Origin of the sequence: Thalassospira sp. MCCC 1A01148 (assembly GCF_001613795.1) — a bacterium.
Taxonomy (GTDB): Bacteria; Pseudomonadota; Alphaproteobacteria; order Rhodospirillales; family Thalassospiraceae; genus Thalassospira.
The window spans coordinates 1-19,121 of record NZ_LPVZ01000013.1 but is presented as its reverse complement, the minus strand read 5'-3'; the positions used below and the strand labels follow the sequence as shown (position 1 = coordinate 19,121).

Here is a 19,121-nt window from a genome sequence, read left to right as displayed (position 1 = left end):
CAAATTGGCATAAAAAAAGACCGCTCCATTAGCGGCCCTTCATACATCACAAGGTCATCCAACAGAGGTTCAAACAATTATGTTTTGAAAACTCGTCGCATCGTTCCAACCATTGGATCACACCTTAAATTCAGAAAATTATCGCGTCAGAGGAGTGTTATTATCACACCCTTGCGAATTTTCGATCCCTCTTTTTAAAATTCTTTGATGACAACAACATCGCCCGAATTCTGGCAGCCGATAGTCACAAATCAAAAACTGAACCTCAATTCGGTTTGCTGCGATGTCGGAAACTGGTATTACCAATACAAGGCACATTTTATTCGGAGTTGAGCTCATGCCAGTGATTACCTGCGTCGAAGACCTGAAACGTATCTATAAACGACGCACACCGCGGATGTTTTATGATTACGCAGAATCCGGAAGCTGGACCGAGCAGACATTCCGTGAAAACACCACGGATTTTCAGGAAATTCACCTGCGTCAGCGCGTCGCAATCGACATGGCCGGACGCTCCACCAAAAGCCAGATGATCGGTCAGGATGTGAGCATGCCCGTCGCCCTTGCCCCGGTCGGACTGACCGGGATGCAAAGTGCTGATGGCGAGATCAAGGCCGCCCGCGCCGCAGAGAAGTTCGGCGTCCCCTATACGCTGTCGACCATGTCGATCTGCTCGATCGAGGACGTCGCCGAAAACACTTCCAAGCCATTCTGGTTGCAAGTCTACACGCTCAAAGACGATGACTTCATGCAGCGCCTGTTTGACCGCGCCAAAGCCGCCAAATGTTCGGCCGCGGTCATCACGGTGGATCTTCAGATGCTGGGCCAGCGCCACAAGGATCTCAAAAATGGCCTGTCCGCCCCGCCCAAGCTGACGTTCAAATCGGTCACCAACATGATGACCAAGGTACAATGGGGCCTTGGCATGCTCGGCACCAAGCGGCGCTTCTTTGGCAACATTGTCGGCCATGCCAAGGGGGTTGCCGATGCGTCATCGCTGAGCACCTGGACGGCCGAGGCGTTTGATGTATCGCTTGATTGGAATCGTATTCGCGAATTCCGCAAGATGTGGGACGGGCCGCTGATCATCAAGGGGATCATGGATCCGCGCGATGCGCTCGAGGCGCTGAATGTCGGCGCAGATGCCATCATCGTTTCCAACCATGGCGGTCGCCAGCTTGATGGTGCCCTGTCCTCTATTCGCGCACTGCCAGCGATCATGGATGCCGTCGGGGACAAGATCGAAGTCCACCTTGATAGCGGGATCCGTTCTGGTCAGGACGTGTTGAAGGCCCTGGCGCTTGGTGCCAAGGGCACCTATATCGGCCGTGCTTATGTCTATGGCCTGGGTGCGATGGGTGAAGCGGGTGTGACCAAAACGCTGGAGCTCATTCACAAGGAGCTTGAAGTTTCCATGGCGCTTTGCGGGCATACCGACATTACCAAGGTGGATCGCGATATTCTGATGATCCCGCGCGATTTCTCGGACCGCTGGCAATAGGCAACAGACACGTCTTGATACGAAACAAAAAAGCGGCGTCCTTCAATGTAAGGACGCCGCTTTTTTATCTGAAATGCAAATCTAGGCCCGATAGCAAAACCGCAAAAAGAAAAAGCGCCACCCGAAGGTGACGCTTTTCCAAACAGTATCGCGAGCCGTGTGCCCGAAAACGACTTAACGTTTCGAGAACTGGAAGCTACGACGAGCTTTGGCGCGACCGTATTTTTTACGTTCAACAGCACGCGAGTCACGGGTGAGGAACCCACCAGCTTTGAGTGACGGACGCAGTGCCGGCTCGAACATGGTCAGCGCACGGGAGATACCGTGACGAACGGCACCGGCCTGACCGGAAAGACCGCCACCGGTTACGGTGCAGACAACGTCGAACTGATCTTTGCGATCGGTTGCGCCGAACGGCTGGTTGATCACCATGCGCAGAACCGGACGTGCGAAGTACTCTTCGAATTCGCGGCCATTGACGGTGACTTTACCCGAGCCCGGTTTGATCCAGACACGTGCAATTGCGTTCTTACGACGGCCGGTTGCATAGGAACGGCCCTGTGCGTCGATCTTCGGCTCCGGCAGGGTGCCTTCTGCAGCTGCAGCAACTTCGCCGCCCTGTGCCAGATCCTTGAGATCTTCAAGAGTTTTGGTGTCGGCCATTATTTAGCACTCCGCTTGTTCTTTTCGTTCATAGCCGCTACGTCGAGGACTTCCGGCTTCTGAGCTTCGTGCGGATGCTCGGTACCAGCATAGACGTGCAGTTTGGAAAGAACCTGGCTGCGCAGCGGGCCACGGGTCATCATACGCTCAACAGCTTTGATGATAACGCGTTCCGGGTGCTCACCGTTCAGGAGCTTGTCCATGGTGCGTTCTTTGATGCCGCCCGGATAACCGGTGTGCCAGTAGAACTTCTTGTTCTGAAGTTTACGGCCAGTAAGTTTGACTTTTTCGGCATTGACGATGACGATGTGATCGCCACAATCCATGTGCGGGGTAAACATCGCTTTGTGTTTACCACGAAGACGGTTGGCAACAACGGCTGCAAGGCGGCCAAGGACGACGTCTTCTGCGTCGACCACGAACCATTTGCGCTCGATGTCGCTCGGTGTCGCAGTGAAGGTTTTCATTATTTCTATACTCGAAAACTGGGTTCCACGGAGGGATTGTTCCCTCGTTGAAAGTCGGCGCATTATGCCAGCATTCAACAGGAAAACAACAGGAATATTTCGTTTCAAATCAATGCTTTATGATGCGCGGTATTATTTTACCACACATAATTGCATTATTTTTCGGCCGGTGGCATGGCATATGTCCCGATGACATGGGCGCACAAACTGTCATCAACTGCGGATCGAATATGACATTCTGCAATCAAAAGCCGCCTGCCAGCCTTGAGGATTTTGGCCTCTGCGATCAAATCCCCCGGCTTCGCGCCTGACAGGAAGTGAACCGTGGCTTCTGTCGTTACCGCCAGATCAGCCTTGGGAACCACAAGCCAAGCAACCGCATAAAGCGCAATGTCGGCCAATGCAAAGATGGCAGGCCCTGTTACCACATTGCCCGGGCGCAAGTAACGTTCGTTAAATGGCAAACGCAGAATGGCCGTGTCTTCAGACAGGCTTTCTGTTACCACCCCCATATCGCCGACAAACGGTACCTTTTGGCGCATGATGGCGTCAAAGTCGGCCGGCGTTACCCCGGTTCGGGTTTCGGAACTGTTCATGACTTGGTTGGTCTCCCCGTTATGACTGATTCTGGTACAGTCATTTTATTACCGGAAGACAGCCTGACATAACGTTTACGTTAACGTCAATAATTTGCGCCACCAAACATGCTTCTTTGCCGCATTAGCGCAACATCTAGCGGGTCAAAATCCCCACTACATCGGTATAAATCGCCACCACCACACACAGAATGACAATCGCGACAATCGCCGTTGCCCCGATCCCGGGCAGGTTTTGCGTCATCCATTCACTCATGGACATGCCCTGTGCATTATCGGTTTTGCGCTTGAACCGTGCACGGACGGGACCGCGCGAAAGATCATGCAGCGGCTTGGGTACTTCGTTATTGGATGCCCAGTGATGTCGGTTCTCGGGCAAATAAACAGGCTGGCGGTCTTCCTGACCGGTTTCGTCATACATCATGTGACTTCACAGCGTCATTCGCTGGCTCCTGCAACAAGGGTGAACTCTCATTTCCCCACCTTGATCCCGGCACTTGTTACGTCATGCCATGATCGCGGTGCCCCCGCCTCGGATTATGTCGCTCTGCGTTCCCCCGAACCTTCGCCTTTTCTGTTTGGCAATGCCCGACCAAAATGTCTTGGGCATCACGTCATTAATTACCTGTCTGGTATATGGGGATTAAGGCAATCATTCGGCAATAGTTTGGTAACTGTGTTATCTGCCGATAATTGCCGAGAACTCGTTAACTGTCAGAACCAGTACATACCCAACAGCCACAGCCGCAATCATATAGGCTGCCAACCGAGCAATCATCTTGTTCCAGCTCAGTGGTTCTCCGGACTGTTTGCGTCCCCTGGGTGCCCGCCCCTTCGACTTTTCCTGCTTTTGCAAAATCGCGCGGCGCTTGGCATCAAGGTCTTCTTGCATCGCCCAGTTCGACTCACTGTCAGGCAGGTTGATGCGTGACTGGCGAACTTCGGCTTCCTTAAGGTCATCCACCCGGCCTGTAATATCACCCTGGCCGCCACTGCCCGCGCCATCATCTCGCTCGCGTGCGCGATCCAGCAGCGTTTTCCCGCCATTCAGGCTTTCGATATACTCGTCATATGCACTCCGCTCCTCGGCAATGGCGGCTTGCTGGGCAGCGGCATGGGCCGCAGGGTCCTGACGGGTCGTTTGGGCAATGCCAGACGGGTTGGACGACGTCATGGTCTGCCGGGCATCGTGCGGCAAGAACATCGATACCAGCCCGCTCGTCTTGTTCTGAACGTAGACATGGCGACGCGGTTTGGTTTTGGCTTCCAAAACTCGCTCGGTCTTGGCATCCGCAAGTGCCGCACTGCTGACCAAAAGCGTCGGTTTCGGTCCTGACAAAGCCGGCGGGTTCAAATCATCCTCGATCACTGGATCGGGGATATCATCGCCCTCTTCTTCGTCTGGCTCAACTTTGGGTTTGGGCATCAGAAAGGCCGGGATATCAAAGCCGTTCCTTAAAAGTCGCGCACGTGCCTCTGCGCGATACTTTTCAAGATCGCGTTCCATCATGTCCTTGCGGTCAAAACGCTTGATGGGCGTTTCACGCACAGGCTTTGTCACTCTGACGGCTTCCCGGACTTTGCGGGTCGGTACAAAACGACCCGGCGCACGTCCGCGCCGACGCGGTAAGTCTTCGCTCATCCACAACCACTTGCCGAATGAATTTTATCTATCGCGCACAGACACTAGAAAATTCGGCTCATCTCCAGGGTTTTATTTTTAACCCGTTACGTGCAATTCTACTACGGGTTACCGTAATTTAAAAATCAAAAAAAAACATCACGTTCATACGTTTCGCCGGGAGAAACACGATGCCTGATACCGCAACCGATATGCCGCTTGTCGCCAGCACAGACCATGATGGGTTTGTCACGATCACCATGAACAACCCGTCACGTCGCAATGCCTTGTCAGGCGCGATGATGACTGCCCTTCAGAAAGCGTTTGAACAGATCGCCAATGAAACCGATATCCGATGTGTCATTCTTGCGGCAGAAGGCCCGGTTTTTTGTGCTGGCCACGATCTTAAGGAAATGCGCGGCATCACCGAATGCGATCAACATGCCAGCCTGTTCAACCAGTGCAGCGAATTGATGATGACAATTGTCAGCCTGCCGCAACCCGTCATCGCGCGGGTGCGCGGCATGGCAACCGCTGCCGGCTGCCAGCTGGTCGCCAGTTGCGATTTGGCGGTTGCCGCAAGCACAGCCAGGTTCGCGACGCCCGGTGTGAATATCGGCCTGTTCTGCTCCACGCCGATGGTTGCACTTAGCCGCAATATCGCGCGCAAACACGCCATGCGCATGCTTTTGACCGGCGACCCGATCAATGCCGAAACAGCCTTTTCCATGGGGCTGGTGTCTGATGTCGTCGAAGATGATGATCTTGAAACACGGACCAATGAACTGGCCACCGGAATCGCCGCCCGATCGGGCATGACCGTGCGACTTGGCAAACAGGCCTTCTACAAACAGATCGAAATGCCGCTTTCGCAGGCCTATTCCTATGCATCCGATGTGATGACAGCGAACATGCAAAAGCACGATGCCCGCGAAGGGATCGGTGCTTTTGTTGAAAAGCGCCATCCAAGCTGGCGTCACGAATAACCTGCCCCAAACCGCGCCTGAGAATGCATGACCGCATTTGCATTTGATCCGCGATCAGGCATTCTAATCAAAGATACCTCAGCTTGGAGATCGTCCCATGTCGTTTGAAATCTGGCTTGCCTTCGCTTTTGCTTGCGCCATTGTTTTGGCCATTCCCGGCCCGACCATCATGCTTGTCGTCAGCTATGCCTTGGGCAAGGGCAAACAAACCGCGTGGGCGACTGTCCCGGGCGTCGCCCTGGGCGATCTTACAGCAATGACGATCTCGCTGGCCGGTGCCGGGGCGCTGCTTGCCGCCTCGGCAGAGGCGTTTACGGTTCTGAAACTCGTTGGAGCGGCTTATCTGATCTATCTCGGGATCAAGATGTGGCGCGAGAAACCCGAAGCCCTGCACGACAATCCCGATGCCAAGCGCAACCGTCCGTCGCGCATGTTCCTGCAGGCCTATGTCGTCACTGCGCTTAATCCCAAGGGCATCGTATTCTTCATCGCCTTTGTGCCGCAGTTCGTCACTGCCAGCGACCCGCTTTTGCCGCAGTTCATCATCATGACGGCAACCTTTGTCATTCTGGCAGCAATCAATGTGGCGATCTGGGCAATTATGGCCAGTGCTTTGCGTGAACGGTTCCGCCATCCAGCCGCATTGCGTCGCCTGACCCGTATTGGTGGTGGGGTGATGATCGGCGCTGGCTTGCTAACCGCCCTTACCCGCCGCGCGAGTGCTGCGGCCTAAGGCGTCTTACAGCCATCAGATTGGCGAAGAACACACGCATCGTGCCGTCCTTGCCAAACGGCAGGATCACGACCATGAACATCCCTGCCAGAAACACGTTCCATGCCGGACGCAGCGGCCACATCCATTCAAGATTGGCCGCCACCACCCGTTCGGCCGGAATGCCGGTCGCAAGCGCATACCATGCATACTCAATTCCGACCGTGACCGCCCCGGCCACCACAGCAACAACTGACAACGTCACCGCAGATCGAAGCGACCAGCCACGCCAATGGGCAAAACGATACAGCATCAAACCGACAAACAGTCCCGCCATCAGCGTCGCTTCACTGACGTCGACTTTTGACTGCAAAAAGAAATGCACCACGCCAAGGACGGCAATCGGATAGACCAGCTTGTGCAGACGCCCCCATTTCGCGCCCAATTTGCGCATTGCTGATTTGGTCGAGGTCGCGGTCAATACAGCAAGCCCGACAACTGCAACAAAACCGATCGTCAGATAAATCCGCAATGCGATCTCGCTTGCGATCCGGACCGGATCAAGATTCTGACTGATCGCATACAGCGCAAAATGCACCATGACATAGCAAAACGCCGCCACCCCGATTTGACGACGCACCTGTACCAGTTTTGAAAACCGCGTTATCCGGCGAAGCGGTGTGACCAAAAGCGTGATCAGCAAAATCCGGATGGTCCATTCACCGCTTTCAAGAATGGCTTCCTTGACCGGGATGGTTGCCCCGCCCTCGGCAATCACCGGCCACAACAACACAATGCCCGGCACCAGAAGCGCGATGAAAACCGCCAGTTTGAAAACTGAAAATCGTCCGGAAGGATCAAGCCATGGATACATTCGAAGCGAACCTGTCAGATTTTATCAATCCCCAAGTCAAAGCGCATCTGCAAGCAACCGTCACCTAAATTGCCATCAACTTTCCGCGAGTAGAAAGGGCTCAGCATCAGAAACCAGCGCCCTAACAGGTCCGATGACGCATATCAAAGTTGCGACATGGCCCGGACCATATAACTATCATATGCAGTGACCACCAAAAGCGGATGAAACCGAATGGCCGAATTTACAAATCCTACCGATGCGGAAATCAAGGACCTGCTCGACACGACCAGGACAATCGCCCTTGTCGGTGCCAGCCCAAAACCCGAACGCCCGTCAAACCGTGTGATGAAGTTCCTGCTTGATCATGGCTACAAGGTCATCCCGGTCAATCCAGGTCAGGCGGGCGGCACCATTCATGGTCAGACCGTTGTGGCACAACTGTCTGATATAACCGGACCTGTTGATATGGTTGATGTTTTCCGCAACAGCAACGACGCGGCCGGGGTTGTCGATGATGCGATTGCCATTGGCGCCAAATCTGTCTGGATGCAGCTTGGGGTCATTAATCCCGACGCTTTCGCAAAGGCCAAGGCCAATGGCATGGTCGCGGTGATGGATCGCTGCCCCGCTATCGAACTACCTCGCCTGTCGTAAGCTTCAGCGTCATCAGCGTCATCTCATAAAAAAAGCACCGGATGCCCGGTGCTTTTGTTCTTTTTGCGCTGCCGTAGCGGTTTTAGCCGCGTCGGCACTGCGACATCAGATCCGGAACAAGCCCCTGATTGCCGATAAAGACCGGCTGCACGGCGCTGGTCACGGCATACGCCTTTGTCTGTTCGCCAACAATCGAGTCAAAATGACCCGCCGTTTCAAGAACAAGCGACATCACACCGTCTGATTTAAGGCGAAGAGCGGCAAACCCGTTTGCATATTCGGTGCGTGCGCATTCATGACCCAGAATGGTGTCGAAACGCTCGACCAGTACATAGCGTGGATTTTCCACCAAGTCGCTGCGGCCAGACACCGCACTTGGTTTCACACCGCGCTTGGGCACATATTTTGAGAAATGGGTCTGCGACTGAACGATATAGCCATCCGGGAAATACACTGCGACATCCTCTGCCAGCAGAATACGATCCCCGATCACCTGACCGGACCGCAGAAGTTCCTTGATTCGTTTACCCGGAATTTCGCCCGAAAACGCATTAAAGCGCAGGGTTTTTCCATCACCGCGCAAGTCGGCGTAATAACGTTCGAACGGAACAATGGGTGTTTTGTCCGCCGCACGGGCTGCGGACAAAACGGCGGTGGTCATGACCGCCAGTGTCGCAACTGCAAGAGAAACGCCCCCCGAGCGCTTCGAAAAGACCGACTTGATGGCCCTTAGCATATGTCCCCGCCTCTCACTTAAATCAGGAATACAATCCAGAGATTATTCACATTAATCCCAAATTCAACACCTGTTTCCGCGAAAAATCGCGGCATGGTCAAAAGCACATATAAAAACAACGAGGTGGCATAATGCCACCTCGTTGCCAAAGATTTGGTAAATGTCGGTGATTAGTCGACCGAGATCGTCACACGACGGTTACGCGGCTCACGAACACCATCCGGAGTCGGGATCAGAAGATCGCCTTCACCAACGGCGTCGGTTTCGACCATGTCACGTTTAATACCACGCTCGGTCAGCTCACTAAGCGCAGCTGATGCACGGCGTTCGGACAGACCCAGGTTATAAGCGGCTGAACCCGCTGCGTCGGCGTGACCGACAACAGAGATATCGCCCATCGAGGACGCCCACTGTTCTGCAGCAGCATCAAGAACACGCTCGGAAACCGGGGTGATCGCAGCGCTGTCAAAATCGAAGAAGATGGTGAACAAACGCGGCTCAACAACAGCAACCGGTGCCGCCATCGGCTCCGGCTCTACCGCACGAAGTTCGGCCATTGCTGCTTCAAAGTCTTTCCAGCACTGGCTGATCAGTTCGGTCTGCCAGCCTTCTTCGCTTTCTTCGACCCAGCAGTCATAGCGGGCCTGCGCGACAGCGGCGACAGCCGGCTTTTCTTCGCGCTTGCCATCATCAAGAAGCGCCAGGAGTTCGTCACGAACGACGCGCTTCTGGGCAATTTCTTCATCTGAAAAACGCCAGTTTGCCGGGTCTTCCGGAAGTACAATGGTATCACCGCTCACGCGACCGGCTTTCTTCGCAAAGAAGTCGGCATCAAAGTAGTCATACCATTCATCAGCTTCACGCTGCGCATAGGCGAGATACTCTTCCTTAAGTGCCATGCCGAAGTCCGTGGTCGGTGCTTCGGAGGAAACCGCAGAAGAAACCGAACTGCTGTAGGTCAGCGGGTTACCGCCATATGGAACAGCAGTGCCAGCGTTATCGACTGTGCTACATGCACTCAGAAGCGCAACGCCCCCAAGAGCAACAAGAATTTTCGGACGAATCTGCATGTCTTACCCCTGTCTTTAGGTTGTTCTTCGAATAACACTTTAACACCAATAATGGTGATATTATGGTCCTTAACGAACGAAAACTTGGTTTGTTCCATACACCTACAAAGAGTTGGTGATTGCATCGTGCTTTTCAAGCACGCTCAAACCTGTAATGCTAATTGTCTCATACAGATGTATGGTTTGCAATCAACACAATTATGACACTGAGCAGACGAGGATCTCATGATCGAAACCGATGTCGCGACCATAACCGAAATGCTGAAAGGGTTTGCCTTGGGCTTTGGCCTCGACCTTCTTGGCGCTGTCCTCATACTTGTTATCGGCTGGTGGATTGCCGGTCGGACTGCGGCTTTGGTCCGCCACTCCCTTAAAAATGCAAAATTCGTCGACTCGACTCTGAAACCGTTGGCAGCAAGCATTGCGCGCTATGCCGTACTGATCTTTGTCATCATCGCCGTGCTCTCGAACTTCGGCGTTGAAACCACCAGCATCATCGCCGTCCTCGGTGCCGCCGGTCTGGCCATTGGCCTCGCGCTTCAAGGTACGCTGTCCAATATCGCGGCTGGTGTCATGATCCTGATCCTGCGCCCGCTCAAGGTCGACGAATTTGTCGAAGCGGGTTCGGTATCGGGTACCGTTGTCGAAATCACGCTGTTTACCACCCTGCTTAAGACGCCGGATGGTGTCTTTATCTCGGCACCGAATTCACAAATCTGGAACAGCGCGATCAAAAACTACTCGCGCAACCCGACCCGTCGTCTCGATATCAAGGTTGGTATTGCCTATGATGATGATGTCGATGCGGCGCTTGAGTTCCTCAAAAACCTGGTCGCCTCTGATGAACGTGTTCTCAAGGATCCGGAACCCATGAGCTTCGTCGCCAACCTTGGCGAAAGCTCGGTCGATCTGACGGCACGTGGCTGGGTCGCCACCAGCGAATTCTGGCCGACCTTCTTCGATCTTACCCGCAAATCAAAAACAGAACTCGAAGCCGCCGGCTTCTCTATTCCGTTCCCGCAGCGCGACCTGCACGTTATCGAAAATGCAGAAACCGCCAGCATTGCAAAACCGGCGGCAAAGGCAGCAACCAAACCCGCAGCAAAAACGGCGGCCAAAAAACCGGCCACCCGTGCGCGGTCAACGGCTGCAAAATCGACGACTGCGAAAAAGACTCCCGCCACCAAAAGCTGATCTTTTTACCAACAACCATCATCTGCAAAGAGGCCCGGTCGGGCCTCTTTTTTTGTCTGCAAGTTCGATCACCTTGTTCCGTGCGGTTGTCTTCTTTGCACGTAGTACCCCGCTGTTACCCGCCAGACTTGCATCAGGCGTATAGTTCCTGCCTTGCCCAAAGGCGGCAAAACAAAACAATCGGGAGGATAAATATGTCTGCGAAAAAAATTCTGATGATCACCGGCGACTATGCCGAAGATTACGAAACCATGGTGCCATTTCAGACGCTTCTGGCGGTTGGCCATCAGGTCGATGCCGTCTGCCCGGATAAAAAGGCCGGCGATACGGTGGCGACCGCGATCCATGATTTCGAAGGTGATCAGACCTATAGCGAAAAGCGCGGCCACAACTTTGCGCTGAACGCCGATTTTGCGACGGCACGCGCGGAAAACTATGACGCGCTGGTCATCCCGGGTGGCCGGGCACCGGAATATCTGCGCCTGAACGAAGATGTCATTCGACTGGTCCGCGACTTCCACGACGCCAACAAGCCGATTGCGGCCGTCTGCCATGGCGCACAGCTTCTTGCAGCGGCTGATATCATCCGGGATCGCAAAGTCTCGGCCTATCCGGCATGTGCACCGGAAGTCAAACTGGGTGGCGGCACCTATGCCGATATTGCCATTGATGAAGCCTGCATCGACGGCAATCTGGTGACGGCTCCGGCATGGCCTGCACATCCGAAATGGATGGCCGCCTTCCTTAAGGTTCTGGGCACTGAAATCAATCTGTAATGCTCAGGCGCCCAAACGTTCATTGCGTTTGGGCGCTATTTGTTTGACCATTGCGCCAAACCAAAAAGAAGACCGCTGGACATCTTGTAACAGTGGCACCAACAGGAAAGGCCGTCCAAATGTGTCAGATCTATTCCGGAACTGCCCCCGAACTTTATCAATCTGTCAGTCGATCTGTACGGATCAATGGCGTGGTAACCAGCCTGCGTCTTGAATTGCGCTTTTGGCAGATTCTGGATGAAATCGCCGCAGGCGAAGGTTTCACCACACCACAATTTCTGGGCAAAATTCACGATGAAGTCGTCGCAAAGCGCGGCGACATCCCCAATTTTGCGTCACTTGTCCGTGTGATTTGCACCGTCTATCTGGAAAAACAGGCCGGCTTGCATGTGCATGTGCCAGACAATGCTGCAACATCAGCGATGCACAACTAGGCCGCTGTCAGGGCTGATTGGTAGCACAGACTGGTTCTAGTTCAGCCAGGATGAAAGTTCACGCGTACTGAACCCGCCACTGGTCATGATGTTCGGGCTGGTATTGCGCTTTAGGGTAGGCTCGGCCGGCTTGATGATGCTGTTGCGGCGATGCATGCCCGCAGCAGCCCCGAAATCGATCTGCGAACGCCCGACAAGATCGGCCGCCTTGATCTGCGGTCCGGGCGATTTTACCGAGCCGGATGCATTGATCGGCGTTTGCGCAGCTTGGGGCAATTGCTGTTTCTGCTTTGCCTCGTAAATCCAGCGCAGTTCCTGCTTCAGGGTCTGGTATTCCGGCGTATCGGGTGCGGAATTGACCTCATTGACGATCTGAAGCTTTACCATCTGCGGGAAACGATCAAGCCGTTCAAGCAGCATGAATTTCACACTCGGCCGTACCGCGTCGGACCGCATCAGCTTCATCACCAGACGACGATAAATGTCGATACGCAGATTGCCGTTCGAGGCCAGTTCAATAAATTCCTCGACGAATTCGCGGGCTTCCATTTTGCCATCAAGCAATGCACGCAGGTTATCGCCCATCGCCCGGCGATAGGCCTCGCGGATTTCGACCACGTGGTTGGACGCACGCGTGCGCACCAGATGGAAGGCTTCGGGGCTAAAGGCGTTTTTGGTCAGAAGATTGGCGCAATCGGCGACCAGTTCGTGCTTGGTTGCCTCGGATACGACTTCAAAGACCCCGGTGATCAATTCCTTGCATTTTGCATGCGGCCCCATGCGAATGGCCGCTGCCAGCGCCATCGGGCTTTCCGGGTCTCTGGTTGCAATCACGGCCAGCGCCAGCGGATCGTCATATTGCATCAGGGCAAGATCATTGCTGAGCAAATGTTCCGGCATCAAAAGACGCTGTTGCTTGGCCGCCCCCATGACAGTAAGCGGCTCGCCCGATAGATAGCTTTCCTTGATGGTAAGGGCATGTTTCAACCCTTCATATGAGATGCCGTGATTGCTGCTCATGGCACTCAATCCTCTTTACGGCCCTTGGATCGCCGGTCCGAGACCAAGCCTTCAAGCCCGCTGCTGTTGCGCCCGGCCCGTGGACGGATACCATGACTGCGTCCTGGGTTCCGTGCGGTCGGCTTCTTCTGCTGTGCGGGGGTCGGTTCACTTTCTTTTTCGGCTTTCGCGCGTGAAACCACCGGCTTCATGTCACTAAAGAAGTCGATATACCAGTCCATATCAGCTGCGGCCATCGCATAGCGGCCACCAACTGCCGGGCTTTCGATCGCCGATTCCGGAATGCCGTTGCTGATCTGCAAGACAACAGCTGCCGGCGCGGTCATGCCTGCGCGCCATGCAAGGGCGGTGATCGCCCGGGCACTGCCGGAATCAAGAATTTTGGAAACGGCATTGGCGCGAATTTGCGCATACTGGGCCAGGGCCTGTACCACCAGCGCATCGTCGTTGCGCGACAGCGCATCAAGCACATACTGGTCCATCGTCATATTGGCATCGCTGGCCTCTACGACATCGTTCTCGACCATTTCGTTATCGGCAATTTCGATGTCCATCTCGCCATCGCGTGCGGGCATGTGCATCCGGTTTTCGAAACGGGCTTTTTCAATCCGTTGGCGCACAGATTGGCGAAGCGCACGGGCAACCTCGGTGCGCATTCGGCCCTGTTCGACCAGCGTGTCAAACAGCGACGCCATAATGAAATGGGCGACACGGCGTTGTGCCTGTCGGGAAATGCGGTTCTGGCCACCCAGAATGTCGTTCTCCGGCACTTTCGGCTTCGCCACCTTGTTCTCGGACAGATGCGGCGTCATCGGCACAACGTTTCGCGGCGCATCATCAGACGACAGCAACCGGTTAAGCAACCCGCCCTTTTCCTTTTCGGCCTGCTGCTCGATCAGGCGCGCTTTGGCTGCGGCCTCAAGCTCGGCACGTTCGCGCTCGGCGGCGGTCTGCACAAACTCACTGCGACCACGCATGATATCAAGGAAATCGGCGTCGCTCAGAAGTTCGATATAATCGGCAATCGACACACGACCAATCGCCTGAATGTCCTGGCGCAGCCGTGTCGCGGCTTGACGCGTCATATAAGGGGTATGGCCCAGTTCCTGCTCGATCAGGGCAATCACCTGCGGGCGATAACAATCCCCCATATTGGCAATGGCAGCGACGAACTCGTCAACCATTTCCAGACGTTCCGACGGGCTAAGGTCGGTCAAATGACGGCGCAAACGCCGCGCGACATCCATGCGCACATCGCTGTCAAAGTCCGGGGCGTCCTCGGCTTCGTCAAGCGCATCCAATTCGGATGACAGGCGTGCTGCGTGTTCAAGACCCGCCGCATCAGCATTGTTTTCAGAGATATGTTTTCGGGGAATCGCGCGCCCCTGAGCGCGACCTGTTTCAGATCCAAACGTCTCAGGTGCGATGGTACGGACCGTATCGGCAAGATCACGCAGCTTTTCCGAGGCTTTGTCCTCAAGCCCCCCATTGCCCGCATTTTTCTGCCGATTGAACATCCAACTCAGCATTATCGCAGCTATTCCCCTGATCCCATGCCTGGTGGCAGCTCGGCACCAACCCTGTGGCACCTTATTTTTGTGTTTTGTCAGAATAACTTAAACGAAACTGACAACGAAGCGCAACCAGACAAGGCGTCTAAATTTTATAACCCAACTTCAAGACCCACATCCTTGGACAAAGCCTTGATTACAGACTGACTATCGACGCAAAGACTCAAAAAAACATTAACGTTACAGGGTGCTGTGCCTGCACCTGCCCCTTACGCGTGAAATATCCATCATTCACCTGTCCAGTCTGCACAAAACCCGAACGAAAACGGGCGCCCCAAAAGGACGCCCGTCAACCAAAACTCTTGATGTCTTGCGAATTGCCTTAGTTATTACTGACCCACGCAATACGCAGAATGTTTGTCGCACCCGGCGTACCGAACGGCACACCTGCCGTAATGACAAGCGAGTCACCCGGACCAGCAAATTCTTCGCGCTTTGCCACTTCGGTGGCAATCCCCACCATTTCGGCAAAGTTGGTGGCATCACGGGTAAAGACCGGATGCACGCCCCAGCAAAGAGCAAGCCGACGAGCAGTCTGAATACGCGGTGTCAGACCAAGAATGGGAACTTCCGGACGTTCGCGCGCGGCACGGAAGGCCGTTGACCCGGACGATGTATAGTTCACAACCGCTTTGGCACCAATCGTCGTCGCCACCTGACGTGCTGCCGCACTGATCGCATCCGGGGCATTGTGCTCCGGATCCGGGCGGTTGGCATCGCGCATCCGGTAATAAAGCTCGTCCTGCTCGACGCGCACCAGAATCCGGTTCATGATCGACACGGTTTCAATCGGATATTTACCGACCGCACTTTCGGCCGAAAGCATCACGGCATCGGCACCATCATAGATCGCCGTTGCAACGTCTGATGCCTCTGCACGGGTCGGTGCCGGGTTGGAAACCATCGAATCAAGCATCTGGGTCGCAACGATCACCGGCTTGCCCGCTTCGCGGCATGACTTGATGATCCGCTTCTGCAGAATCGGCACATCTTCTGGCGGGCATTCAACGCCAAGGTCACCACGGGCCACCATGATCATGTCCGACAGATCGACAATCTCATCAAGATGATCAATCGCCTGCGGTTTTTCGAGTTTCGAAACAATGGCCGCACGGCCCTGAATGATTTTGCGTGCTTCGGCGACATCTTCTGGACGCTGCACGAACGACAGCGCCACGAAATCAACACCCATTTCCAGACCGTAATCAAGGTCTGCACGGTCCTTGTCGGTCAGGGGTGAAAGCGGCAACATCACGTCGGGCAGATTGACACCCTTGCGGTTTGACAGGGGCCCACCGGTGATGACGGTGCATTCTGCGGACTTGTCGTCGCATTTCTCGACACGCATGCGAAGCTTGCCATCATCAAGCAGCAGGTTCGCACCGGGCTTGATCGCGGCATATACTTCCGGATGCGGAAGCGAAACACGTTTTTTGTCGCCCGGCGTTTTGTCCATGTCGAATTTGAACTTGTCGCCCGCGGCAAGCACGACCTCATCGTCGGCAAACGTGCCAACACGGATTTTCGGCCCCTGAAGGTCCATCAAAATACCGATTGGGCGCCCGATTTTCTCTTCGACGGCGCGGATCGCTTCAAAACGGGCCAGATGTTCTGAGTGTTCCCCATGCGAGAAATTCAGGCGGAATACATCCACGCCTGTCTCGACAATTTTCTCGAGGACTTCCGGCTTTGAACTTGCTGGCCCCAGTGTCGCGATGATCTTCGCCTTACGTTGACGGCGCATCGGCTACTACCTCTTGTTATTCGGTTTACACATGAGCCTTCCCGCTTCGGCCTGCATCTGCGGCGAGACGAAAAGGCATCCTGATCTTTTTCTGGGGGTATCCCCTTAATAATCAATCAGCCCCTATTTGAACAGGGACTTTTCATTAAATGCCTTTACAAAAATGTGATTTTTCGCTGGACAATTACAAGAAGCCCCTTCTTTAAAGGAGCCATATCGATAAAACATGCCGGTCATATTCGAGCCTCCGGCCGACCGACCCCTTGGCGCAGACAGGACCCTTTTCATGAGCAAATGGCACCACCGTTTTCTTGGACTTGCAGCCCATATTGCAGACTGGTCAAAAGACCGCAGCACGCAGGTCGGTGCGGTTGTCATCGGCCCGAAAAAGGAAATTCGCGCGGTCGGCTATAACGGTTTTCCGCGCGGGGTCGATGACGAAATCGAAAGCCGCCACCAGCGCCCGGAAAAATACGCCTATACCGAACATGCCGAACGCAACGCGATTTATAACGCCAGCTATACCGGCACGTCGCTTGATGGCTGCGCACTCTATGTCACGCACTTCCCATGCTGCGATTGCGCGCGCGCCATCATTCAGGCTGGCATCGCAGAGGTCTATGTCGACAAGTCCAAGCTGACTGCAGACTTCCTCGAACGCTGGGAACAGGATATGAAAATATCCACCGAAATGTTCGAGGAATCGGGTGTCGCCGTTAAGGTGATTGACGACGAGGGCAACACCAAGCCTATGAAATAAAAACGATCTTCCTCTTTACTCTTGGAAAAAATGCCCAATATTGGGTGTGTTCACACCGGACACGAGCAACAAAAACAAGAAGACGCAAACGTCGTCTGTTTCATATTCCACGCTGGCCCGGGGTCAGTATTTGTCAGATTTCCAGAACCCAACCTTTGCGGTTTGGTCTTGCTGGGAACCAGACAAAGGTATAAGGATTTACAAGTCAGCAACGGGGTATGATTTGCTGCTGTATTCTCCTGAACAGCGACGCATTTCGTGATGATGCTCAGGAACCGAGGCCGGATGAACGCGAAAATAGACTTTAGTAAGATTAGTTTTCTGATCGTTGACGGGGACAAGATTTCAGCTCAGGTGGTCTATGACACGCTCGCCTATTTGGGTGCCAGTCATATACAACGTGTAAAAGCGCCAAACGATGCGTTTGACGTTTTGCGCACTGAGAAGATTGATATTGTGATCTGTGAATGGCGCTTGCGCGGCATGGATGGTCTGGAGTTTCTCGACGTGATGCGCAACTCGACCAATTCACCAAACAGGTTTATTCCGGTGATCATGCTGACGGCACATTCCGAGATGCGCTATGTGACGACGGCACGCGACCTTGGCATAACAGAATTTCTTGCCAAACCCTTCAATGCTAAGGCACTTTATAGTCGTTTGGTGTCGGTCATCACGCGTCCACGTGTCTTTGTAAACACGGGAACGTATTTTGGTCCGGATAGACGTCGCAGACAGGTCCAGTTTGATGGTCCTGATCGGAGGAGCCCAGACGAATGACCCATTTTGATTGGGGAAGCGGAGCTGTCGTGAAACCTGAAGAACCAAAGAAAAAAAAGAACGTCCAAATTATCCCCGCCCAAACGGATCTTAAGCGCCGTGCTGTAAATTTCATCAAGGGCTTTGACATCAACCTGTCGCCCGAGCAACTCGAAGAGCTTGAAAAAGTTGTTCAGAAAAGCTCGGAAACCTTTGTCCGTGATATTGGCACCGAGTTGATGGAATGCCGCAAAACCATCATCACCGCCCTTAACGACAAATCCAAACGTCCTGCTGCTGTCGAAGCAGCCGCCGACCTCGCTTATTCGGTAAAGGCGCTGGGTGGTACGTTCCAGTATCCGCTGATGACCCAAATCGCCAAGTCGATGGAAACCTTCATGGCGGACCGAACAACGGCAAACGAAAAGCAGTTGTTGGTCGCACAGCTTCATATCGACTCGCTTTATGTCATTTTGGCTGGTCGCGTCACCGGTTTTGGCTCAAGCGTCGAACAGGCAACTGTCGCCGCCCTTACCAAACTGACCGAACGCTACGAATCCCCGCGCGAATAGCTGCTCACTACGCATATTCTGCCGACAAGGCCGCCCGACATAACCAACGGGCTGGGTAACGGTATTGTTGTTGCCAACGTTATGCCGAACAAAACCACCAAGTCAGCTGGCGCATCCCATCAAGCTGACATCTGCGGCAACCCAACTGAACCTTCCCCTACCGATCCGTTCGAGGCGAAATCCATCGCCCTCGTGCCTCTGATCCATGCCAGCGCCCCGGAACCTTGACGCACCCAAAGCACCCTTGGTTTCTACCGGCAGAGGAATGATTTCGAAAATTGAATTTCGGGGTCAAAAACCGCTTGCGCCACCTGTATGCGACTGCTAAAAACCGCGCCACGCACCATGCGGGTGTAGCTCAGTTGGTTAGAGCGCCGGCCTGTCACGCCGGAGGCCGCGAGTTCAAGTCTCGTCACTCGCGCCATTCCC

Annotated in this window: 21 protein-coding genes and 1 tRNA gene; 11 read left to right on the top strand and 11 right to left on the bottom strand. The window is 54.2% G+C overall.

Features of this window, described 5'->3' with window-relative positions:
• The first annotated feature begins 337 nt into the window (after nucleotides 1-337).
• Nucleotides 338-1,501 (top strand): alpha-hydroxy acid oxidase, encoded by a 1,164-nt coding sequence (locus tag AUQ43_RS05620; protein ID WP_062955300.1) that lies wholly within the window; start codon nucleotides 338-340, stop codon nucleotides 1,499-1,501.
• A 174-nt stretch (nucleotides 1,502-1,675) separates the two neighbouring features.
• On the opposite strand, the gene rpsI is transcribed toward AUQ43_RS05620, so the two are convergent.
• The 5 genes from rpsI to AUQ43_RS05595 form a co-directional block, all read right to left on the bottom strand.
• Nucleotides 1,676-2,167, bottom strand: a complete 492-nt coding sequence (gene rpsI / locus AUQ43_RS05615; protein WP_114129829.1) for a 30S ribosomal protein S9 — start codon at nucleotides 2,165-2,167, stop codon at nucleotides 1,676-1,678.
• Complete coding sequence (gene rplM / locus AUQ43_RS05610; protein WP_062955298.1) at nucleotides 2,164-2,631, bottom strand: 50S ribosomal protein L13; 468 nt, start codon at nucleotides 2,629-2,631, stop codon at nucleotides 2,164-2,166. The genes rpsI and rplM overlap by 4 nt, the downstream gene beginning before the upstream one ends.
• A gap of 155 nt (nucleotides 2,632-2,786) precedes the next feature.
• Nucleotides 2,787-3,227 (bottom strand): PaaI family thioesterase, encoded by a 441-nt coding sequence (locus AUQ43_RS05605; protein ID WP_062955297.1) that lies wholly within the window; start codon nucleotides 3,225-3,227, stop codon nucleotides 2,787-2,789.
• 136 nt (nucleotides 3,228-3,363) lie between these two features.
• The gene (locus AUQ43_RS05600; RefSeq protein ID WP_062955296.1) at nucleotides 3,364-3,651 is read right to left on the bottom strand and encodes a hypothetical protein; all 288 of its coding nucleotides are present in this window, start codon (nucleotides 3,649-3,651) and stop codon (nucleotides 3,364-3,366) included.
• Between the two features lie 255 nt (nucleotides 3,652-3,906).
• Nucleotides 3,907-4,869 (bottom strand): hypothetical protein, encoded by a 963-nt coding sequence (locus tag AUQ43_RS05595; protein WP_062955295.1) that lies wholly within the window; start codon nucleotides 4,867-4,869, stop codon nucleotides 3,907-3,909.
• 170 nt (nucleotides 4,870-5,039) lie between these two features.
• Between AUQ43_RS05595 and AUQ43_RS05590 the strand changes: the two genes are divergently transcribed.
• Both AUQ43_RS05590 and AUQ43_RS05585 read left to right on the top strand, forming a co-directional pair.
• Nucleotides 5,040-5,834 carry an enoyl-CoA hydratase gene (locus tag AUQ43_RS05590; RefSeq protein ID WP_062955294.1) on the top strand — a complete coding sequence of 265 codons (795 nt, stop codon included), beginning with the start codon at nucleotides 5,040-5,042 and terminating at the stop codon, nucleotides 5,832-5,834.
• Nucleotides 5,835-5,931: 97 nt separating this feature from the next.
• Complete coding sequence (locus AUQ43_RS05585; RefSeq protein ID WP_062955293.1) at nucleotides 5,932-6,567, top strand: LysE family translocator; 636 nt, start codon at nucleotides 5,932-5,934, stop codon at nucleotides 6,565-6,567.
• Here the strand turns inward: AUQ43_RS05585 and AUQ43_RS05580 are convergent.
• A complete protein-coding gene (locus AUQ43_RS05580; RefSeq protein WP_062955292.1) occupies nucleotides 6,539-7,420 on the bottom strand; it encodes a sulfite oxidase heme-binding subunit YedZ in 882 nt (293 codons plus the stop codon). The genes AUQ43_RS05585 and AUQ43_RS05580 overlap by 29 nt on opposite strands.
• A gap of 213 nt (nucleotides 7,421-7,633) precedes the next feature.
• Between AUQ43_RS05580 and AUQ43_RS05575 the strand changes: the two genes are divergently transcribed.
• Nucleotides 7,634-8,056: a CoA-binding protein gene (locus AUQ43_RS05575; protein WP_062955291.1), complete on the top strand. Its 423-nt coding sequence runs from the start codon at nucleotides 7,634-7,636 to the stop codon at nucleotides 8,054-8,056.
• 82 nt (nucleotides 8,057-8,138) lie between these two features.
• Here the strand turns inward: AUQ43_RS05575 and AUQ43_RS05570 are convergent, their stop codons facing one another.
• Both AUQ43_RS05570 and AUQ43_RS05565 read right to left on the bottom strand, forming a co-directional pair.
• A complete protein-coding gene (locus AUQ43_RS05570) occupies nucleotides 8,139-8,792 on the bottom strand; it encodes a hypothetical protein (protein WP_062955290.1) in 654 nt (217 codons plus the stop codon).
• Nucleotides 8,793-8,962: 170 nt separating this feature from the next.
• Entirely contained in the window at nucleotides 8,963-9,862 is a 900-nt protein-coding gene (locus AUQ43_RS05565) for an OmpA family protein (RefSeq protein ID WP_062955289.1), read from the bottom strand.
• A gap of 225 nt (nucleotides 9,863-10,087) precedes the next feature.
• Between AUQ43_RS05565 and AUQ43_RS05560 the strand changes: the two genes are divergently transcribed.
• From AUQ43_RS05560 to AUQ43_RS05550, 3 genes are all read left to right on the top strand, one after another.
• Nucleotides 10,088-11,056 carry a mechanosensitive ion channel family protein gene (locus AUQ43_RS05560; protein ID WP_062955288.1) on the top strand — a complete coding sequence of 323 codons (969 nt, stop codon included), beginning with the start codon at nucleotides 10,088-10,090 and terminating at the stop codon, nucleotides 11,054-11,056.
• 194 nt (nucleotides 11,057-11,250) lie between these two features.
• Nucleotides 11,251-11,832 carry a DJ-1/PfpI family protein gene (locus tag AUQ43_RS05555; RefSeq protein WP_062955287.1) on the top strand — a complete coding sequence of 194 codons (582 nt, stop codon included), beginning with the start codon at nucleotides 11,251-11,253 and terminating at the stop codon, nucleotides 11,830-11,832.
• 119 nt (nucleotides 11,833-11,951) lie between these two features.
• Entirely contained in the window at nucleotides 11,952-12,266 is a 315-nt protein-coding gene (locus AUQ43_RS05550; protein ID WP_062955286.1) for a ribbon-helix-helix domain-containing protein, read from the top strand.
• Between the two features lie 36 nt (nucleotides 12,267-12,302).
• Here the strand turns inward: AUQ43_RS05550 and AUQ43_RS05545 are convergent, their stop codons facing one another.
• From AUQ43_RS05545 to pyk, 3 genes are all read right to left on the bottom strand, one after another.
• Nucleotides 12,303-13,286 (bottom strand): hypothetical protein, encoded by a 984-nt coding sequence (locus AUQ43_RS05545; RefSeq protein WP_062955285.1) that lies wholly within the window; start codon nucleotides 13,284-13,286, stop codon nucleotides 12,303-12,305.
• Nucleotides 13,287-13,291: 5 nt separating this feature from the next.
• Nucleotides 13,292-14,815, bottom strand: a complete 1,524-nt coding sequence (locus AUQ43_RS05540) for a DUF2336 domain-containing protein (RefSeq protein ID WP_062955284.1) — start codon at nucleotides 14,813-14,815, stop codon at nucleotides 13,292-13,294.
• A gap of 364 nt (nucleotides 14,816-15,179) precedes the next feature.
• Nucleotides 15,180-16,601: a pyruvate kinase gene (pyk, locus tag AUQ43_RS05535; protein WP_062955283.1), complete on the bottom strand. Its 1,422-nt coding sequence runs from the start codon at nucleotides 16,599-16,601 to the stop codon at nucleotides 15,180-15,182.
• 286 nt (nucleotides 16,602-16,887) lie between these two features.
• Between pyk and AUQ43_RS05530 the strand changes: the two genes are divergently transcribed.
• From AUQ43_RS05530 to AUQ43_RS05515, 4 genes are all read left to right on the top strand, one after another.
• Entirely contained in the window at nucleotides 16,888-17,361 is a 474-nt protein-coding gene (locus AUQ43_RS05530; protein WP_062955389.1) for a dCMP deaminase family protein, read from the top strand.
• A 285-nt stretch (nucleotides 17,362-17,646) separates the two neighbouring features.
• A complete protein-coding gene (locus AUQ43_RS05525; RefSeq protein WP_062955282.1) occupies nucleotides 17,647-18,141 on the top strand; it encodes a response regulator in 495 nt (164 codons plus the stop codon).
• Nucleotides 18,138-18,692 (top strand): hypothetical protein, encoded by a 555-nt coding sequence (locus AUQ43_RS05520; protein WP_062955281.1) that lies wholly within the window; start codon nucleotides 18,138-18,140, stop codon nucleotides 18,690-18,692. The genes AUQ43_RS05525 and AUQ43_RS05520 overlap by 4 nt, the downstream gene beginning before the upstream one ends.
• Before the next feature lie 347 nt (nucleotides 18,693-19,039).
• Nucleotides 19,040-19,116: transfer RNA gene (locus AUQ43_RS05515), tRNA-Asp, on the top strand.
• The last annotated feature ends 5 nt before the right edge of the window (nucleotides 19,117-19,121 follow it).

What these genes read in the sequence shown, in the direction of transcription:
- AUQ43_RS05565 (WP_062955289.1), bottom strand. Translation starts at nt 9,862, where the DNA reads ATGCAGATTCGTCCGAAAATTCTTGTTGCTCTTGGGGGCGTTGCGCTT.
- AUQ43_RS05570 (WP_062955290.1), bottom strand. Translation starts at nt 8,792, where the DNA reads ATGCTAAGGGCCATCAAGTCGGTCTTTTCGAAGCGCTCGGGGGGCGTT.
- AUQ43_RS05545 (WP_062955285.1), bottom strand. Translation starts at nt 13,286, where the DNA reads ATGAGCAGCAATCACGGCATCTCATATGAAGGGTTGAAACATGCCCTT.
- AUQ43_RS05600 (WP_062955296.1), bottom strand. Translation starts at nt 3,651, where the DNA reads ATGATGTATGACGAAACCGGTCAGGAAGACCGCCAGCCTGTTTATTTG.
- AUQ43_RS05605 (WP_062955297.1), bottom strand. Translation starts at nt 3,227, where the DNA reads ATGAACAGTTCCGAAACCCGAACCGGGGTAACGCCGGCCGACTTTGAC.
- AUQ43_RS05590 (WP_062955294.1), top strand. Translation starts at nt 5,040, where the DNA reads ATGCCTGATACCGCAACCGATATGCCGCTTGTCGCCAGCACAGACCAT.
- AUQ43_RS05595 (WP_062955295.1), bottom strand. Translation starts at nt 4,869, where the DNA reads ATGAGCGAAGACTTACCGCGTCGGCGCGGACGTGCGCCGGGTCGTTTT.
- AUQ43_RS05520 (WP_062955281.1), top strand. Translation starts at nt 18,138, where the DNA reads ATGACCCATTTTGATTGGGGAAGCGGAGCTGTCGTGAAACCTGAAGAA.
- AUQ43_RS05550 (WP_062955286.1), top strand. Translation starts at nt 11,952, where the DNA reads ATGTGTCAGATCTATTCCGGAACTGCCCCCGAACTTTATCAATCTGTC.
- AUQ43_RS05585 (WP_062955293.1), top strand. Translation starts at nt 5,932, where the DNA reads ATGTCGTTTGAAATCTGGCTTGCCTTCGCTTTTGCTTGCGCCATTGTT.
- AUQ43_RS05540 (WP_062955284.1), bottom strand. Translation starts at nt 14,815, where the DNA reads ATGCTGAGTTGGATGTTCAATCGGCAGAAAAATGCGGGCAATGGGGGG.
- AUQ43_RS05560 (WP_062955288.1), top strand. Translation starts at nt 10,088, where the DNA reads ATGATCGAAACCGATGTCGCGACCATAACCGAAATGCTGAAAGGGTTT.
- AUQ43_RS05580 (WP_062955292.1), bottom strand. Translation starts at nt 7,420, where the DNA reads ATGTATCCATGGCTTGATCCTTCCGGACGATTTTCAGTTTTCAAACTG.
- AUQ43_RS05575 (WP_062955291.1), top strand. Translation starts at nt 7,634, where the DNA reads ATGGCCGAATTTACAAATCCTACCGATGCGGAAATCAAGGACCTGCTC.
- AUQ43_RS05530 (WP_062955389.1), top strand. Translation starts at nt 16,888, where the DNA reads ATGAGCAAATGGCACCACCGTTTTCTTGGACTTGCAGCCCATATTGCA.
- AUQ43_RS05620 (WP_062955300.1), top strand. Translation starts at nt 338, where the DNA reads ATGCCAGTGATTACCTGCGTCGAAGACCTGAAACGTATCTATAAACGA.
- pyk (WP_062955283.1), bottom strand. Translation starts at nt 16,601, where the DNA reads ATGCGCCGTCAACGTAAGGCGAAGATCATCGCGACACTGGGGCCAGCA.
- AUQ43_RS05525 (WP_062955282.1), top strand. Translation starts at nt 17,647, where the DNA reads ATGAACGCGAAAATAGACTTTAGTAAGATTAGTTTTCTGATCGTTGAC.
- AUQ43_RS05555 (WP_062955287.1), top strand. Translation starts at nt 11,251, where the DNA reads ATGTCTGCGAAAAAAATTCTGATGATCACCGGCGACTATGCCGAAGAT.
- rplM (WP_062955298.1), bottom strand. Translation starts at nt 2,631, where the DNA reads ATGAAAACCTTCACTGCGACACCGAGCGACATCGAGCGCAAATGGTTC.